Here is a 16,960-nt window from a genome sequence, read left to right on the forward strand (position 1 = left end):
GATGACAGACCTCCCGGCCAGCGTGCGCTGGCAGCTATGGATAGTGGCGTTCGGCTTCTTTATGCAGTCGCTGGACACCACCATCGTCAACACCGCCCTCCCCTCGATGGCCAAAAGCCTCGGGGAGAGTCCGCTGCATATGCATATGATCATCGTCTCCTATGTCCTGACGGTGGCGGTGATGCTGCCGGCCAGCGGCTGGCTGGCCGACCGGGTCGGGGTGCGCAATATTTTCTTTACCGCCATCGTGCTGTTTACCGCTGGATCGCTGTTTTGCGCCCGGGCCAGCACCCTTGACCAGCTGGTGATGGCGCGGGTGCTGCAGGGTATCGGCGGCGCGATGATGGTGCCGGTCGGTCGCCTGACGGTGATGAAGATCGTCCCGCGCGATCAGTACATGGCGGCGATGACCTTCGTTACCCTGCCGGGCCAGGTCGGCCCGCTGCTCGGCCCGGCGCTGGGCGGGGTACTGGTGGAGTACGCCTCCTGGCACTGGATCTTCCTCATTAACATCCCGGTGGGGATCGTCGGCGCCATCGCCACCCTCAGCCTGATGCCCAACTACACCATGCAGACCCGACGCTTCGATCTCGCCGGCTTTGTGCTGCTGGCGGCCGGGATGGCGACCCTGACCCTGGCGCTGGATGGCCAGAAAGGGCTCGGCATTTCCCCCGCCTGGCTGGCGGGACTGGTGGCCGTCGGCCTCGCCGCCCTGCTGCTCTACCTGTGGCACGCCCGCGGTAACGCCCGGGCGCTGTTCAGCCTTAACCTGTTTCGCAACCGCACCTTCTCCCTTGGCCTCGGCGGCAGCTTCGCCGGGCGCATCGGCAGCGGCATGCTGCCGTTTATGACCCCGGTGTTTCTGCAGATCGGCCTCGGTTTTAGCCCCTTCCACGCCGGGCTGATGATGATCCCGATGGTGCTCGGCAGCATGGGGATGAAGCGGATCGTGGTCCAGGTGGTCAACCGCTTCGGCTACCGTCGGGTGCTGGTCGCCAGCACTCTGGGGCTGGCGGCGGTCAGCCTGCTGTTTATGTTTTGCGCCCTGGCGGGCTGGTATTACGCGCTGCCGCTGATCCTGTTTCTGCAGGGGATGATCAACGCCAGCCGCTTCTCGTCGATGAATACCCTGACCCTGAAAGATCTCCCGGACGATCTGGCCAGCAGCGGCAACAGCCTGCTGTCGATGGTGATGCAGCTGTCGATGAGTATTGGCGTGACCATCGCCGGGCTGCTGCTGGGGCTGTACGGCCAGCAGCATCTGAGCCTCGACGCCGCCGGCACCCATCAGGTCTTTCTCTATACCTATCTGAGCATGGCGGCGATCATCGCCCTGCCGGCGCTCATCTTTTCCCGGGTACCGGATGACGTCGGCAGCAATACCGTCATCCGTCGACGCAACAGGAGTGGATCGTGAAATTTTGGCGCCCGGGCATTACCGGCAAGCTGTTCCTCGCTATTTTCGCCACCTGCATCGTGCTGCTGATCAGCATGCACTGGGCGGTGCGCATCAGTTTCGAACGCGGGTTTATCGATTACATCAAGCGCGGCAATGAGCAGCGGTTAACCATGCTTAGCGACGCGCTGAGCGAGCAGTATGCCCAGCACGGCAGCTGGGCGTTTCTGCGCAACAATGACCGCTTTATCTTCCAGCTGCTGCGCACCTTCGAACGGGATAATGACGACCGCTCGCCGCCGGGGCACGCCATGAAGCCGGGGGCGATGGACTCCGGTCCCGATGGGCCGCCGCCGGATGGTCCCCCTGACGGCCCGCGCCCGAGGCCGGAAATGCCGCCCCACGGCTGGCGCACCATGTTCTGGGTGGTCGATCAGTCTGGCCGGGTGCTGGTGGGCCCCCGCGAGCGCGTGCCGGAGGACGGCAGCCAGCGCAGCATTATGGTCAACGGCGTGGAGGTAGGCAGAGTGATCGCCTCGCCGGTGGAGCGGCTAACCCGCAATACCGACATTAACTTCGACCGGCAGCAGAAGCGCACCAGCTGGCTGATTGTCGCCCTCGCCACCCTGCTTGCCGCGCTGGCCACCTTCCCGCTGGCCCGCGGCCTGCTGGCGCCGGTGAAACGGCTGGTGGAAGGCACCCATAAGCTGGCGGCGGGCGACTTTTCCACCCGCGTGACGGTGACCGGCGGCGATGAGCTCGGCCGCCTGGCGCAGGATTTTAACCAGCTCGCCAGCACCCTGGAGCGCAACCAGCAGATGCGTCGCGACCTGATGGCCGATATCTCCCATGAACTGCGTACCCCGCTGGCGGTGCTGCGCGGCGAGCTGGAGGCGATTCAGGACGGGGTCCGGCGTTTTACCCCTGAATCCATTCCCTCTCTGCAGGCTGAAGTGGCCACCCTCACCAAGCTGGTAGACGATCTCCATCAGCTGTCGATGTCCGATGAGGGAGCGCTGGCCTACCAGAAAACCTCGCTGGATATCATCACCCTGCTGGAGGTAGCCGCAGGCGCTTTTCACGAGCGCTTCGCCGGCCGGCAGCTGAGCATCCAGGTGTCGCTCCCGGAGCAGGCGATGATCTTCGGCGACCGCGACCGCCTGATGCAGCTCTTCAACAATCTGCTGGAAAACAGCCTGCGCTATACCGACAGCGGCGGCAGCCTGCACATCACCGCCCGCCGCAGCGGACGGATGCTGGTGATCGACTTCGCCGACAGCGCCCCCGGGGTCAGCGATGAGCAGCTGGCCCGCCTGTGCGAGCGCTTTTACCGGGCAGAAGGATCGCGCAACCGCGCCAGCGGCGGCTCCGGCCTTGGGCTGGCGATTTGCCTCAATATCGTAGCGGCCCACGGCGGCACCCTGCGTGCCGACCATTCGCCTTTTGGCGGGGTTAGCATTAAAGTTGAGTTACCTCTGGAACATGATTTACCGAGAGACGTATGACTGAATTGCCTGTAGATGAAAACACCCCGCGCATTCTTATCGTGGAAGATGAACCCAAGCTCGGCCAGCTGCTGATTGATTATCTGCAGGCCGCCGGCTATGCGCCTACGCTGATTAACCATGGCGACAAGGTCCTGCCCTACGTTCGCCAGACTCCGCCGCACCTGATCCTGCTGGATCTGATGCTGCCCGGTACCGACGGCCTGACGCTGTGCCGCGAAATTCGCCGCTTCTCCGACGTTCCGGTGGTGATGGTGACGGCGAAAATCGAAGAGATCGACCGCCTGCTGGGGCTGGAGATTGGCGCCGACGACTATATCTGCAAGCCCTACAGCCCGCGGGAAGTGGTCGCCCGGGTGAAAACCATTCTCCGCCGCTGCAAGCCGCAGCGCGACCTGCAGGCGCTGGACGCGCAGAGTCCGCTGATTGTCGACGAGGGCCGTTTTCAGGCCTCGTGGCGCGACAAGCTGCTGGACCTCACCCCCGCCGAGTTCCGGCTGCTGAAAACCCTCTCCCAGGAGCCGGGGAAGGTCTTCTCCCGCGAACAGTTGCTCAACCATCTGTATGACGACTATCGGGTAGTGACCGACCGCACCATTGACAGCCACATCAAAAATCTGCGGCGCAAGCTGGAGGCGCTGGACGCCGAACAGTCGTTCATCCGCGCCGTGTACGGGGTTGGCTACCGCTGGGAAGCCGACGCCTGTCGACTGGCGTAGTGAGCCTTTTCCCGGCTCGCGCTGCGCTTAGCCGGGCTACAAGTCCACCGCCGTCTGCAATCCGTAGCCCGGGTAAGGCGTTTACGCCGCAACCCGGGAAACTCCGTAGCGACTATGACACCAGGCGTTATGAGCGCTGTCAGTGTGAGCACTGCCCAGGTTCAAAATGGCAAACAAATTAGCCATACTGAAAGATACCCATCTGATATTTACTCCCCTTCGCCGCGGCGCTACAATGCCCGCCCTTAATGTGGGGACACTCCCCAACTCGCCGCACCCGGTGCGGCGAATCTGACCTGTCATCAGAACGAGAACACCATGTTTAAACCAGAACTCCTTTCCCCGGCGGGGACGCTGAAGAATATGCGTTACGCTTTCGCCTATGGCGCCGATGCCGTTTATGCCGGCCAGCCGCGCTACTCACTGCGCGTGCGTAACAACGAATTCAATCACGAAAATCTGCAGCTCGGCATCAATGAAGCCCACGCGTTGGGTAAAAAATTCTATGTGGTGGTCAACATCGCCCCGCATAACGCCAAGCTGAAAACGTTTATTCGCGATCTGAAGCCGGTGGTGGAGATGGGTCCGGACGCGCTGATCATGTCCGATCCGGGTTTAATCATGCTGGTGCGGGAAAACTTTCCGGATATGCCGATCCATCTTTCGGTGCAGGCCAACGCCGTCAACTGGGCGACGGTAAAATTCTGGCAGCAGATGGGCCTCACCCGCGTGATCCTGTCGCGTGAACTGTCGCTGGATGAAATCGAAGAGATCCGCCGCCAGGTGCCGGAGATGGAAATTGAGATTTTCGTCCACGGCGCGCTGTGCATGGCCTACTCCGGCCGCTGCCTGCTCTCCGGGTATATCAACAAGCGCGACCCGAATCAGGGAACCTGCACCAACGCCTGCCGCTGGGAATACAACGTGGCGGAAGGTAAAGAGGACGACGTCGGCAATATCGTTCACAAATATGAGCCGATTCCGGTGCAGACCGTGGAGCCAACCCTCGGCATTGGCGCGCCGACCGATAAAGTCTTTATGATCGAGGAAGCCAAACGTCCGGGCGAGTACATGACCGCCTTCGAAGATGAGCACGGCACCTACATCATGAACTCGAAAGATCTGCGGGCTATCGCCCACGTTGAGCGTCTGACCCAGATGGGCGTTCACTCGCTGAAGATCGAAGGCCGCACCAAATCCTTCTACTACTGCGCGCGCACCGCCCAGGTTTACCGCAAGGCGATCGATGATGCCGCCGCCGGCAAACCGTTCGATACCAGCCTGCTGGAAACCCTTGAGGGGCTGGCCCATCGCGGGTACACCGAAGGCTTCCTGCGCCGCCATACCCATGACGATTACCAGAACTATGAATATGGCTACTCCCTCTCCGAACGCCAGCAGTTTGTCGGTGAATTCACCGGGGAGCGTAACGGCCCGCTGGCGGCAGTGGCGGTCAAAAATAAGTTCAGCGTTGGCGACAGCCTTGAACTGATGACTCCGCAGGGTAACGTCAACTTCACCCTCGAGCATATGGTAAATGGCAAAGGCGAAGCCATGCCGGTGGCCCCGGGCGACGGCTATACCGTATGGTTGCCTGTGCCGGACGACCTGCCCCTGCAGTATGCGCTGCTGATGCGCAACTTTACTGGTCAGACAACCAGAAACCCGCACGGTAACTAGTTAATTTGCGTTATTTTTTCACGATGTAAGGATATTAGAATCGGATCACATACCGTTTCGATCGAAACAGGTATCATCCATTTCGCTGAAAAACATAACCCATAAATGCTAGTTGTACCAGGAACCACCTCCTTAGCCTGCGTAATCTCCCTTACGCGGGCTTATTTTTTTGCCTCTCTTCCGGCCTTCGCTTGCGTCATGCGGTACACTTTATGCAACATTGAGCAATAAAGGTTCCCTTGATGATGTCTACGTTTCCTGCCAGCTTACTGATCCTTAACGGCAAAGGTGCCAATGAACCGCAGCTACGCGAAGCGGTTAACCTGTTACGCGATGAAGGGATTGATATTCACGTCCGCGTGACCTGGGAAAAGGGCGATGCCGCGCGGTTTATCGATGAAGCCCTGCAGCTGAACGTTGAAACGGTGATCGCCGGCGGCGGCGACGGCACGATTAATGAAGTGGCGACCGCGCTGGTGGAGCGCGGCAGCAACATGGCGCTGGGGATTTTACCGCTGGGCACGGCCAACGACTTCGCCACCAGCGTCGGTATTCCACAGGATCTGGCCAGCGCCCTCAAGCTGGCGATCGTCGGTCGCGATGTGCCGATAGATATCGCCCGGGTTAATGATAAGACCGGCTTTATTAATATGGCGACCGGCGGGTTCGGCACCCGGATCACCACCGAAACACCGGAAAAGCTCAAAGCCGCGCTCGGCGGTGTCTCTTATTTAATCCATGGCCTGATGCGCATGGATACCCTGAAGCCGGACCGCTGCGAGATCCGCGGGGAGAACTTTCACTGGCAGGGCGATGCGCTGGTCATCGGCATCGGCAACGGCCGCCAGGCGGGCGGCGGCCAGCAGCTATGTCCGGAGGCGTTGATTAACGATGGTCTGCTGCATCTGCGCATTTTCACCGGCGAAGAGCTGATCCCTGCCCTCTTCAGCACCCTGGCGAATCCGGAAAACTCGCCGAATATTGTCGACGGCGTCTCCTCCTGGTTTGAGATCACCGCCCCCCATGAGATGACGTTTAACCTCGACGGCGAGCCGCTCAGCGGAAAAACCTTCCGTATGGAGCTGTTACCGGCGGCCCTGCGCTGCCGGCTGCCGCCCGACTGCCCGCTGCTACGCTGATCAGGCTTCGCAAAGCAAAGACGGTGCCCGGCTGGTATACAGCAGCCGGGTTCGTTGATTGAGCCTCTGAATGTTAAGGTAAAACGGCACCTGCGGCTGCAGGAAAAACCTAGGCAGGATATCGATCCAAACAACGCGCTTACATTAATAGACGATACCTACAACCACAAAAAACCTATAACATCAAATAGTTACCTATTAAAATGGGCGCATCTTCCGTGAGACAATGCGCCATAAAGCTTAGTATTCCGCCACCTCACGCGCCATTTCGCGCGTATATTGCCGACTGGCGTTAACCAGCATCTGCGTATAGGCCGTCTGCGCCTGGCCGCTGACCAGCGCATCGACCGTCAGGGTTTCGAGGATCTTCCCGTACTGCATCACCACCACTTTCTGGCATAAGTGGGCAATAACCCCAAGATCGTGGGTGACCATCAGGTAAGTGAGCTTAGCCTCCCGCTGCAATTCTGCCAGCAGGTTAAGGATCTCAGCCTGCACCGACACATCCAGCGCCGACGTCGGCTCATCCAGCAGCAGCACCTGAGGCTCAAGAATCAGCGCTCTGGCTATCGCCACGCGCTGCCGCTGCCCGCCGGAGAGCTGATGCGGATAGCGCTCGCGAAAGGCGCGGTTGAGGCCAACTTTATCCAGCAGCACATTGATCCGCCGGTCGCGGTCGTTGATACGATGGATCTGCAGCGGCTCTTCGAGGATATCGCCAATGGTGTGACGGGGATGCAGCGATCCGTAGGGGTCCTGAAATACCATCTGCACCTGACGGCAGCGCTCGCGGCTAATTTCATGCCCTAAGGGCTGAGCATCGATGGTCAGTTCCCCCTGCCAGTGGGTAAACAGCCCCGCCAGGCACTTGAGCACCGTCGTTTTACCGGAACCGGACTCTCCTACCAGACCGTAGATCTCGCCGGGCTTAACGTGGAAACTGACGTCATACAGCACCTGGTTACGCTTCTCCCCCTCGCCAAACGCGAGGTTGAGATGTTGAACTTCAATCATTATCCGCTCCTTAATCCGTTAACCAGCTGGCCTGACGCTGCAGCACCGGCAGTATCGGGCGACGATGCTGCATATCCGGCAGCGAGTTAATCAATCCCTGAGTGTAGGGGTGACGGGCGTGATCGAGATCTTTAGCGGCGATGGACTCCACTACCCGTCCGGCGTACATCACCAGCACCCGGTCGCAGAAGCTGCGCACCAGGTTGATATCGTGGCTGATAAAAATCAGCCCCAGCCCGCGCGACTGGACCAGGTCATCCAGCAGGCCCAGCACCTGCAGGCGCACCGACACGTCCAGCGCGGAGGTGGGCTCATCGGCAATGATCAGCTCCGGGTCGGTAATCAGCATCATGGCGATCATGATGCGCTGCCCCTGTCCGCCGGATATTTCATGCGGATAAAGCTGATAAACGCGCTCCGGCTGGCGAATACGCACCACCTCCAGCATCTCCAGCGCCCTGGCTTTCGCCTCATCTTTGCGCCCGGGATGATGAGTAAGCCAGGCCTCGGCGATTTGCTTACCCACGCAGACCACCGGATTAAGCGAATATTTCGGGTCCTGCATAATCATAGAGATACGTTTGCCGCGTACGCCGCGCATCTGCGCTTCGCTAAGATGCTGCAGATCGAGGTCGGCAAACTGCATCCGGCTGGCGCTGACGCGGGCCTTTTTCGGATGCAGCTGCAGCAGCGCGCGCCCAACGGTGGACTTACCCGAACCGGACTCGCCGACAATAGCCAGCTTCTCATGCCCCAGCTGGAAGGAGACGCCGCGCACGGCGTGGGTCACCGCGCTACCGTTAACAAAGTCGACGCACAAATCGCGCACGTCGAGCAGCGGTGCATTATTCACTACGGGGATCGAGGATGTCACGTAGGCCATCTCCTAAGAAGTTGAACGCTAAGCTATTGATCAAAATCGCCAGCCCCGGAATGGTTACGACCCACCAGCACTCCATCATATAAGTGCGCCCGCTGGAGATCATCGCTCCCCACTCCGGCTCTGGCGGCTGCGCGCCGAGGCCGAGAAAGCCTAGGCCGGCCGCGGTCAGAATGATCCCGGCCATATTCATGGTGATACGGATAATGACCGAGGGCAGACACAGCGGCACGATATGGCGCCAGAGGACGCGGGCCGATGAAGCGCCCTGCAGACGCACGGCGGAGATAAAATCAGCCTGGCGCAGAGAGAGCGTTTCGGCGCGCGCCAGACGGGCAATCGGCGGCCAGGCGGTCAGCGTGATGGCGATAACCACGTGCTCCAGCCCCGGTCCTAAAGCGGCGACAAACGCCAGCGCCAGGACCAGACTCGGGAAGGAGATGAAAATATCGGTGACGCGCATCAGCACCATATCGACTTTACCGCCGAAATAGCCGGCACTGACGCCCAGCAGCAGTCCGAGCGGACCGACGGTCACTGAGACCAGCAGCACGATATAGAGCGTGATGCGGGAGCCGTACACCAGGCGACTAAAGATATCTCGGCCAAACTCATCGGTGCCGAACCAGTGCTGCGCATTCGGCGCGACCAGCGCACTATTCAGGTCCTGTACCAGCGGGTTATAAGGCGCAATCAGCGGCGCGAAAATCGCCACCACCAGCAGCATAAAGATAATTCCTCCGCCGATGGCCGTGAGCGGATTGCGCGCCATTTTGCCGATAAACCCGACGGCCCGCGCCGCCGCGCGTTGCAGCCGCTGACGGCCTTCGCCCGCACCACCTGAAAGCGGCGAATCCAGAGAAACGGTCATGATTTTGTCCTCGGGTCAAAGAATTGATACAGCATGTCGGAGAGCAGGTTGAGCATCACGAAGATCACCCCCACCAGCAGCACGCAGCCCATCACCGCATTCATATCGCCCAGCAGCAAGCTTCCGGTAAGGTAGGAGCCAAACCCCGGCCATGAGAAGACGGTTTCAATCAGCACCGCGCCTTCCAGCAGCGCGCCGTAGGCCAGCGCCACCACCGTCAGCAGTTGCACGAGGATGTTACGAAACGCATGGTTCCAGATAACCTGGCGCTCGGTCAGCCCTTTCACCCGGGCGGTAATAATGAACTCCTGCGACAGCTGGGCCAGCATAAAGCTGCGGGTCATACGGCTGATATAAGCCAGCGAGTGAAAACCCAGCAGCGAGGCGGGAAGAATCAGATGATTAATGGCGTTCCAGAACACCTGGCCGTTGCCGGCCAGCAGCGCATCAACGGTCATCAGCCCGGTGCAGCGCGGCACCACACCATCCAGCCCGAGCTCTACCCTCCCGGCGCCGCCTACCCAGCCAAGCCAGGCATAGAACACCAGCAGCCCCATCATCCCGACCCAAAAGATCGGCATCGAGTAGCCCGCCAGGCTGATAATGCGTACCACATAATCGGAGACGCTATTGCGCCGCGCCGCCGCCAACACGCCCAGCGGAATACCAAGACCCGCGCCGACAATAATCGCCATCGTTGCCAGCTCCATGGTGGCCGGGAAGACGCGGATAATATCGTCCACCACCGGTTTCCCGGTCAGCAGCGCGTTGCCCAGATCGCCGTGCAACAGGTTGACGAAATAGATGCCAAACTGGGTGGTCAGCGATTTATCAAACCCCAGCTGCTGGTAAACCTGCTGATAGGTACTCTGGTCAGCATCCGGGCCGACAATCGCCAGCACCGGGTCGATGGGCATGACGCGGCCAATGGTAAAGGTCAGCAGCAGCAGGCCGAACAGTGTAATCACCACCTGCAGTAGCCGTTTTGATAAGCGCCGGCCGCGTGAGCCGGGCGCAAGGATTGCGGTACTCATCCTTTCTCTCCTTCGCGGACTTTATAGACGTCACGCAGAAAAGTGGTGGCGGAGGGGTGCGGCTGATACTCCCGTACCTCGTTGCGCACGACGACCGAATCAACCATCTGCGAAAGCGGAATTAAAGCCGGAACCAGCTGGTCGTAGCGTGTCTGGATGGCCTGGTAGTCAGCCACCTGTTTTTGCGGATCGCGTTCCAGCAGGGCCTGGTCAATCATCGTATTCAGTTGCGGGTCGTAAAAACCGGTACGCCAGCCCTGGAAGTTGGTCAGGCGCGCCTTATCGCTGTTATCCGGGTTATAGACCAGCGCGCGCAGGCTGGAGTGCGGATGCGGCTCCATCCCGCTGCCGCCGCGACCTACCAGCAGGTCAAATTTACGCTCGCGCATTGCGCCGTAGATCTGGTTACCAGTGCCGGTGATGATTTTGGCGTTAATCCCCGCCTGCATCAGCGTCGACTGCACGGCGATAGCGATGTTAAGAAATGGCTGATCGGAGAGTACCCGCAGCGTGGTATCAAAGCCGTTGGGATATCCCGCTTCCGCCAGCAGCTTTTTCGCCCGCGCCACATCCAGCCTGTAGCCGGGATCGGGTAGCGTGGACGGCATTCCCGCTTTGATAGGCCGCTGGTGCAGCACGCCGTAGCCCGGCATCAGCGCTTTATTGATACCCTGGTAATCAATCAGATAGCGCACCGCCTCGCGCACTTTCGGATTGGCGAAGTGCGCCTCTTTCATGCTCATCGCCACGTAGTACATGGTGCCGCGCTGCACCGCATCGACGGTCAGCTGCGGATCGCTGCGCAGGGCGTTGATATCGGAAACCGCCATATTGTTGGCAATATCAAGGTCGCCTTTTTCGATCATCAGGCGCAGAGTTTGCGACTCCTGGAAATGACGCAGTACCACGCGGCTCATTTTCGCCTCGCCGCGCCAGTAGTCCGGGTTGCGCTTCATGCGCAGCACATCTTTCGCCTGCCAGGTTTCGAGGATAAACGGCCCGGAACCGGCTTCATGGGTGGTTAGCCAGCGGTTACCCCAGTCGTTATCCTGCTGGTGGCTTTGCACCGTTTTACTGTCCAGCACTCCGAGGTTGCCCAGCGCCGCCAGCGAGTAAATCACCAGCTGCGGATCGTTATCTTTGGGTAATACGATTTGCACCGTGAAGCGGTCCGGCGCGCTGACCTGGCTGTCGATATTTTTCTTACTGAAGCCATAGGATTTCCATACTGAGGCCTGGGCCAGGTTGAGGTGCAGGATGCGCCGCATTGACCACACGACGTCGGCGGCGGTCAGCGGGTTGCCGGAGTGAAACTTAACGTCATCGCGCAGATGAAAGGTCAGGGTTTTGCCGTCGGGGCTGATATCCCAGGATTTCGCCAGCGCGGGCCTGACGGTGGTGAGCTGCTCAGGGTCAAGCTCCACCAGCGAGTCGTAGAGGTTGACCACGATCCCCACCACTTCGTTACCGGTCATCGCCGCCGGGTCAAGGGTGAGCAGGTTATTCATATTCATGCCGATGATCAGCTGGTCGGGCGGCGTTTTCGCCACCGCCTCCCCGCTCCCCATCGACATGGCGAGCGCGAGAATACACGCTCCCAGTAAGGAGGTTTTTTTCATATCTCTGTTTGCCTGTACTGTAGGGTACATGTTGCCGGATGGCGGCATTTTCGGCTTATCCGGTCTACCGGGCCGCAGGCTCGATAAGCGCAGCGCCATCGGGTATTTATTTTTTTAAATCAGTCGTGGCTAATGGTATTGGCTTCGATATACGCAAAATTAATGTCTTCACCGAGACCCGGACGTTGTGACAAATGCACAAATCCCTGGTCATCCATCGGGTCGACAATGCTGTTGAGATAGGCCGCCGGTTCATCGTAGTCGAGGAACGGATGCAGCAGGCCGCGCTCGTACCAGCGGCAGTTGCGGATCGCGCCCACCACCGCCAGGCTTGCCGCTCCGTTGCCGTGGACTTCGCAATCCATGCCGAAAGATTCCGCCAGCGCCGCCACCTTCATGGTCGGTGTAATCCCCCCCACGCCGTTAGCGCCGGCGCGCAGAATGTCGCAGGCCCCGGCTTTCACCCATTCGGCGCGCATGTGGTGCTTGCCGCCGAAGCTCTCCGGCCCGACGATGGGAATCGACAGGTTTTCCGCCAGCCACGCATAGGAGGACATCGAATCCTCCTCCATCGGCTCTTCAAACCAGGCGAAATTGAGTTTTTCCAGCTCTTTGCCGATCCACAGCGCCTCGGCGCGGCTGTACCAGTGATAGCCATCAATCATCAGGTCAATATCCGGCCCTACGGCTTCGCGCACCGCCGCGCAGGCTTTAATGTCCATTTTGGGATTGGGCGCAAAAGAGATTGGCGGCATCCAGGTGTGCAGCTTGATGGCCTTGTAGCCGCGGGCGACCAGCTTCTCAGCAAAAGCGGCATACTCTTCCGGGGTCGACAGGCCGCCCGGCAGATCGTCGCCGCACATGGTGCTACCGTAAGCCGGGACAGTGTCGCGATAGCCGCCGAGCAGCTTATAAACCGGCATCTTAAGGCTGCGGCCGATCAGGTCCCACAGCGCCTGTTCAACAAACGACAGCGCGCGCTCCGTTAGCTGATGTGCGCTGCCGCGCTGCCAGTGGTTAAGATCCTGCCAGATACGCTCACGGTTAAACGGGTCCTGTCCCACCAGCACTTTGCGAAAAAAAGTATTCACCACGAACGGGCGCACGACTTCCGGAGGCGCAAACGAAAAGCCCTGCGCCCCATCATCAGCGGTGATGGTCAGCATCGCCATTTTGGCCATGCTTTCACCCCCCGGATGGGAGTGCCCGGCGCTGTCGGAAACCCGACGAGTGGGATATTGGAAAACGGTGACATTCACAGATTCAATTTTCATGCTCGGTCCTTATCACGGCCAAATCCGATCGACATAATCAAATCGGCAAAGCGGTTTCACATTATTGAAAATACGTTTCAATATATAATCTAAGCACAACTTCGTAGTAGTGCCTCGGACAAACACCGCTAAGCAAGGCCATAAATTTGGGCATTGGCACAACAAGACGTGACTGTTTTCACAAAAGATGAGCGAAATGTGAGGCAGATCGACCAGGAGAAAAAAGGGCGTGAGCGCAGAGAAGAGATTAACCGACCAGCTACATCCCGGGAATGTCTGCGCCCACAAATGGCTGACTTAAACCGCCGCCGCTGGCTCCGCGCTAAGCGCTTCCAGCAGTTCAGGTAAGGTTTGATAGCGGCCAGCGGCGGCCTGAAAACGCGCGTGCTGGCTATCTTCTGCAATCACTATCGTGGCAATCCCCGCCGACTGGGCCGCGCAAAAGCCGGTAAAGCTATCCTCAATCACCAGACACTGGCTGGCGTTGAGATTGAGCTTCCGCAGCGTCGTGAGGTACACCGCCGGGTGCGGTTTGCCGCGTGGTTCATCATCTGCGCTGGAGATCGCGTCAAAAAAGTGCCAGAGCGAGAGCTTGTTCAGCACGGCGGCGATAACCTGGCGGGATGATGACGTGGCGAGCGCAATTTTATAGCCGGCAGCGCGAAAATAGCCTAACGCCTCCTGCACCCCACGCATCGGCTCGCCATCGGCGGCAATCAGGCCGGTGATGCGCTGCAATATGGCCTCTTCCAGCAGCGATGGGGCAAGGTTAAGCTGAAAATAGCGGCACCAGGTGTCGGCGATTTCGTCGAGACGCTTGCCCTTGGTCAGGGTTTCACACTCAGCCACGCTCGCCGTTGTTCCCCACTGCGCAAGGGCGTCAATCTGCGCCTGGCGCCACAGCGCCTCGGAATCAATAATCACGCCATCCATGTCAAAAATAACCGCCTGCATACTCATTCGTTCACCTCATTAAGGCTGGCATGGAGCCCATGCCCGCCGCATCACCTTAAGAGAATTCAACCTGCTCACGGGCAGTCGCTTCCTTGTGGGAAAATCCCGTCTGCTCCACGCGGATAAAGGCGCAGAGGAAAAAGGCCACCACGTACAATGCGGTGTAGGCGATCACCACCCCGATGGTGCTGAAGAACGGCAGCAGCACCACGGCAATCGCCGGCGCGAGAAAGTTCGACATCCCCGCCGACAGGTTATAGACCGAAATCGCCGCGCCTTTGTGCTTCGGCTCCAGCGCCGGGAACACGGCGGCCAGCGGCACGAAGGCGGCGACAAAGATCCCGAGGGCGATGGCGGGGATCAGCGCCATCGCAAAGCTATGGCCAAAGTGCTGAGGGATGTAGTAAAACGCCAGGCTGGAGAGCGCCATCCCAATGCAGCCGAACCAGCGCACCACCTTCATCCAGCCCAGTTTTTCACCCAAAATGCCCCACAGCACGTTAGAGAAAATGGTGGTGAAGAAGAAGACCGCCCACACCTGAAGCCATTCTGAAGTGCTGAAGCCCAGCTCATCAACGAACATCATCGGCATAATCACCGCAAACCCGAACAGCGAGAGGGTATTGATGATCCTGACCATGCTCGACAGCAGAATATTGCGGTTGGTATAGAGCAGCGTCGCGGCGCGTCCCAGCTCGGCAAACTTCTCACGGGTGGTGAGATTCTGCATATGCTGCGGCGTTTGAATATGGCGCAGGGAAGCCAGAGCAATCCCCCCCCCGGTAAGGCAGAAGGCCAGCGCCAGCCACAGGGTGCCCATTTCGCCAATATGCGGAATGGTGAAACTCGGAATATAGCTGCCGAAGACCCCGATGCCGATGGAATAGACCGCCCAGAACCAACCGATGGCCGAGCTGGCGTTGTCGCTTTTGACGTTATGGACAATCGCCACGATAAACGAGTAGAGGAACAGCGGATAGGCGAAGCCGCGGATGCCGTAGAAAAGCAGGATCAGCGCATAGTTGGCGTGACCGAGGCCGAAAACGAGGAACAGCACGTGGAACACGCACCACAGTACGAAGCCAATCATCATCGTTTTCAGCGGGGTGATAATTTCCGCCACCACGCCGGAAATCCACGCCGACAGCGCGGCGGCCAGGCCGTAGAGGGTAAAGGCAAAGGAGGCCTCCGCCGGAGAGAAGCCGAGCGCTTTGATATAGTGCGAGAGAAAAGCTAATTCGAAACCGTCGCCGGTCATAAATACGGCAATGGCGATGTATCCCCAGAGCAGGTTCAGGGGTAAACCGAGCCACTGTTTATTATTGATAGACATAATGACCTCGTTTTCAGGGTACAGGGTGGCCGCTCCGCGACGTTCAACGAAGCGGCTGTGGTGGTAAAATCAGTGCTGCCGATAGTGCAGATCGTTTAAATACAGGGCCTTAAACTGCGCGTAGCGTTGCATCAGGGTGTGGTGGCGAACAGGATCCGCACGCCAGGTCTGCCAGACTTCCGGTTTTTCACACACCGCGTCAATGGGTTTGCCCGTCGCCAGGCAGGCCAGCCGCGCCGCTCCCAGCGCGCCGCCGGTCTCTCCGCCTTTGTGGGTCACCACCGGCATAGCGAGAATATCGGCCAGCAGCTGGGCCCAGAACGGACTGCGGGCGCCCCCGCCCACCAGCGAGCACTGCGCGATCGGCGTCCCGCTCTCTTTCAATGCCTGCAGACCGTCATTGATGCCAAAGCTCACCCCTTCCAGTACCGCGTAGCCGAGCTGGGCACGCAGGCTGGAGTGGGTCATGCCCCAGAAGATGCCGCGGGCGTCAGGATCGTTATGCGGGGTTCTTTCCCCGGAGAGATAAGGCAGGAAGAACGGCGCGTTGGCTTTATCCTCCTCGCTTAGCTCGGCAATCTCCGCCAGCAGCGCCACCTCCGTGGTGCCGGTGAGGCGGCAGAACCACTGCAAACAGCTGGCGGCGCTAAGCATCACGCTCATCTGATGCCACAGGTTCGGCAGAACGTGACAAAACGCATGGACCGCCGACTGCGGCGCCGGACGATAGGCGTCGGTCACCACAAACAGCACCCCGGAGGTACCGAGCGAAATAAACGCGTCCCCCGGCGAGACCGCGCCGACGCCAATGGCGCTGACCGCGTTATCGCCGCCGCCCCCGGCCACCACCACCGAGGCGTTCAGCCCCCAGCGCGCAGCCACCTGCGGGTCAAGGGTGGCGGAAACCTCACAGCCTTCCACCAGCATCGGCATCTGGCTGCGCGACAGGCCGCATTTATCCAGCAGCGAGTCGGACCAGTCGCGCTTCGCCACGTCCAGCCACAGCGTTCCGGCGGCGTCCGACATATCGGAGACTTTCTTCCCGGTCATCCGGTAGCGCAGATAATCTTTCGGCAGCAGCACCGTGGCGGTGCGCTGAAAGTTTTGCGGCTCGTGACGACGCACCCACAGCAGCTTCGGCGCGGTAAAGCCCGGCATCGCCAGGTTGCCCGCCACCTGATGCAGCTCCGGCGCCATCTCCTCCAGCTCTGCGCACTCTGCGGCGCAGCGGGTGTCGTTCCACAGAATGGCCGGACGGATCGTCTCCCCCTTTTCATCCAGCAGCACCGCGCCGTGCATCTGTCCGGAGAGGCCAATCGCCTTGACGGCCGACCAGTGCTGAGCGCATTTTTCCCGTAGGGTGGCCATCAGGTACTCCGTCGCCTCCCACCATAACTCCGGCGATTGTTCTGACCAGTGCGGATGAGGCCGCTGAATGCTCAGCGGCGCGCTATGGCTGGCGATAACCTGATTGTTCTCATCAATGATCAGCGCTTTGACTTCCGATGTGCCAAGATCGATACCCAGATACATAGCCACCTC

The 16,960-nt window shown here is 59.7% G+C and carries 14 protein-coding genes; 5 read left to right on the plus strand and 9 right to left on the minus strand.

Annotated elements, in window-relative coordinates; genetic code table 11:
- Position 1 precedes the first annotated feature (1 nt).
- The 5 genes from ACQUTI_RS05645 (at position 2) to yegS (ending at position 6,439) form a co-directional block, all read left to right on the plus strand.
- Positions 2 to 1,417: an MFS transporter gene (locus ACQUTI_RS05645; RefSeq protein ID WP_064183485.1), complete on the plus strand. Its 1,416-nt coding sequence runs from the start codon at positions 2 to 4 to the stop codon at positions 1,415 to 1,417.
- A complete protein-coding gene (gene baeS / locus ACQUTI_RS05650; protein WP_180242008.1) occupies positions 1,414 to 2,901 on the plus strand; it encodes a two-component system sensor histidine kinase BaeS in 1,488 nt (495 codons plus the stop codon). Before ACQUTI_RS05645 ends, baeS begins: the two co-directional genes overlap by 4 nt.
- Entirely contained in the window at positions 2,898 to 3,620 is a 723-nt protein-coding gene (gene baeR, locus ACQUTI_RS05655) for a two-component system response regulator BaeR (RefSeq protein WP_004201558.1), read from the plus strand. Before baeS ends, baeR begins: the two co-directional genes overlap by 4 nt.
- A gap of 318 nt (positions 3,621 to 3,938) precedes the next feature.
- Complete coding sequence (gene yegQ, locus ACQUTI_RS05660) at positions 3,939 to 5,300, plus strand: tRNA 5-hydroxyuridine modification protein YegQ (protein ID WP_017899358.1); 1,362 nt, start codon at positions 3,939 to 3,941, stop codon at positions 5,298 to 5,300.
- Positions 5,301 to 5,542: 242 nt separating this feature from the next.
- A complete protein-coding gene (gene yegS, locus ACQUTI_RS05665) occupies positions 5,543 to 6,439 on the plus strand; it encodes a lipid kinase YegS (RefSeq protein WP_017899357.1) in 897 nt (298 codons plus the stop codon).
- A gap of 240 nt (positions 6,440 to 6,679) precedes the next feature.
- Here yegS and ACQUTI_RS05670 read toward each other — a convergent pair whose 3' ends face one another.
- From ACQUTI_RS05670 to xylB, 9 genes are all read right to left on the minus strand, one after another.
- On the minus strand, positions 6,680 to 7,453 hold the full coding sequence (locus ACQUTI_RS05670) for an ABC transporter ATP-binding protein (protein WP_428923218.1): 774 nt from the start codon (positions 7,451 to 7,453) through the stop codon (positions 6,680 to 6,682).
- A gap of 10 nt (positions 7,454 to 7,463) precedes the next feature.
- On the minus strand, positions 7,464 to 8,327 hold the full coding sequence (locus ACQUTI_RS05675; RefSeq protein ID WP_004175147.1) for an ABC transporter ATP-binding protein: 864 nt from the start codon (positions 8,325 to 8,327) through the stop codon (positions 7,464 to 7,466).
- The gene (locus ACQUTI_RS05680; RefSeq protein WP_004200464.1) at positions 8,299 to 9,204 is read right to left on the minus strand and encodes an ABC transporter permease; all 906 of its coding nucleotides are present in this window, start codon (positions 9,202 to 9,204) and stop codon (positions 8,299 to 8,301) included. Before ACQUTI_RS05680 ends, ACQUTI_RS05675 begins: the two co-directional genes overlap by 29 nt.
- Positions 9,201 to 10,238 (minus strand): ABC transporter permease, encoded by a 1,038-nt coding sequence (locus ACQUTI_RS05685; RefSeq protein WP_032456380.1) that lies wholly within the window; start codon positions 10,236 to 10,238, stop codon positions 9,201 to 9,203. Before ACQUTI_RS05685 ends, ACQUTI_RS05680 begins: the two co-directional genes overlap by 4 nt.
- Entirely contained in the window at positions 10,235 to 11,857 is a 1,623-nt protein-coding gene (locus ACQUTI_RS05690) for an ABC transporter substrate-binding protein (protein ID WP_004180553.1), read from the minus strand. The genes ACQUTI_RS05685 and ACQUTI_RS05690 overlap by 4 nt, the downstream gene beginning before the upstream one ends.
- Positions 11,858 to 11,976: 119 nt before the next feature.
- On the minus strand, positions 11,977 to 13,131 hold the full coding sequence (locus ACQUTI_RS05695) for a mandelate racemase family protein (RefSeq protein ID WP_080838081.1): 1,155 nt from the start codon (positions 13,129 to 13,131) through the stop codon (positions 11,977 to 11,979).
- Positions 13,132 to 13,428: 297 nt separating this feature from the next.
- Positions 13,429 to 14,091 carry an HAD family hydrolase gene (locus ACQUTI_RS05700; protein ID WP_043520368.1) on the minus strand — a complete coding sequence of 221 codons (663 nt, stop codon included), beginning with the start codon at positions 14,089 to 14,091 and terminating at the stop codon, positions 13,429 to 13,431.
- 49 nt (positions 14,092 to 14,140) lie between these two features.
- Positions 14,141 to 15,418, minus strand: a complete 1,278-nt coding sequence (dalT, locus tag ACQUTI_RS05705) for a D-arabinitol transporter (protein ID WP_080838084.1) — start codon at positions 15,416 to 15,418, stop codon at positions 14,141 to 14,143.
- 69 nt (positions 15,419 to 15,487) lie between these two features.
- A complete protein-coding gene (xylB, locus tag ACQUTI_RS05710; protein ID WP_064187894.1) occupies positions 15,488 to 16,951 on the minus strand; it encodes a xylulokinase in 1,464 nt (487 codons plus the stop codon).
- Positions 16,952 to 16,960: the final 9 nt, after the last annotated feature.

It is taken from the genome of Klebsiella sp. 7-CIP_Kleb., assembly GCF_050378655.1.
GTDB lineage: Bacteria > Pseudomonadota > Gammaproteobacteria > Enterobacterales > Enterobacteriaceae > Klebsiella > Klebsiella quasipneumoniae.

What these genes read in the sequence shown, in the direction of transcription:
- ACQUTI_RS05645 (WP_064183485.1), top strand. Translation starts at nt 2, where the DNA reads ATGACAGACCTCCCGGCCAGCGTGCGCTGGCAGCTATGGATAGTGGCG.
- baeR (WP_004201558.1), top strand. Translation starts at nt 2,898, where the DNA reads ATGACTGAATTGCCTGTAGATGAAAACACCCCGCGCATTCTTATCGTG.
- yegQ (WP_017899358.1), top strand. Translation starts at nt 3,939, where the DNA reads ATGTTTAAACCAGAACTCCTTTCCCCGGCGGGGACGCTGAAGAATATG.
- yegS (WP_017899357.1), top strand. Translation starts at nt 5,543, where the DNA reads ATGATGTCTACGTTTCCTGCCAGCTTACTGATCCTTAACGGCAAAGGT.
- ACQUTI_RS05670 (WP_428923218.1), bottom strand. Translation starts at nt 7,453, where the DNA reads ATGATTGAAGTTCAACATCTCAACCTCGCGTTTGGCGAGGGGGAGAAG.
- ACQUTI_RS05680 (WP_004200464.1), bottom strand. Translation starts at nt 9,204, where the DNA reads ATGACCGTTTCTCTGGATTCGCCGCTTTCAGGTGGTGCGGGCGAAGGC.
- ACQUTI_RS05685 (WP_032456380.1), bottom strand. Translation starts at nt 10,238, where the DNA reads ATGAGTACCGCAATCCTTGCGCCCGGCTCACGCGGCCGGCGCTTATCA.
- ACQUTI_RS05690 (WP_004180553.1), bottom strand. Translation starts at nt 11,857, where the DNA reads ATGAAAAAAACCTCCTTACTGGGAGCGTGTATTCTCGCGCTCGCCATG.
- ACQUTI_RS05695 (WP_080838081.1), bottom strand. Translation starts at nt 13,131, where the DNA reads ATGAAAATTGAATCTGTGAATGTCACCGTTTTCCAATATCCCACTCGT.
- ACQUTI_RS05700 (WP_043520368.1), bottom strand. Translation starts at nt 14,091, where the DNA reads ATGAGTATGCAGGCGGTTATTTTTGACATGGATGGCGTGATTATTGAT.
- dalT (WP_080838084.1), bottom strand. Translation starts at nt 15,418, where the DNA reads ATGTCTATCAATAATAAACAGTGGCTCGGTTTACCCCTGAACCTGCTC.
- xylB (WP_064187894.1), bottom strand. Translation starts at nt 16,951, where the DNA reads ATGTATCTGGGTATCGATCTTGGCACATCGGAAGTCAAAGCGCTGATC.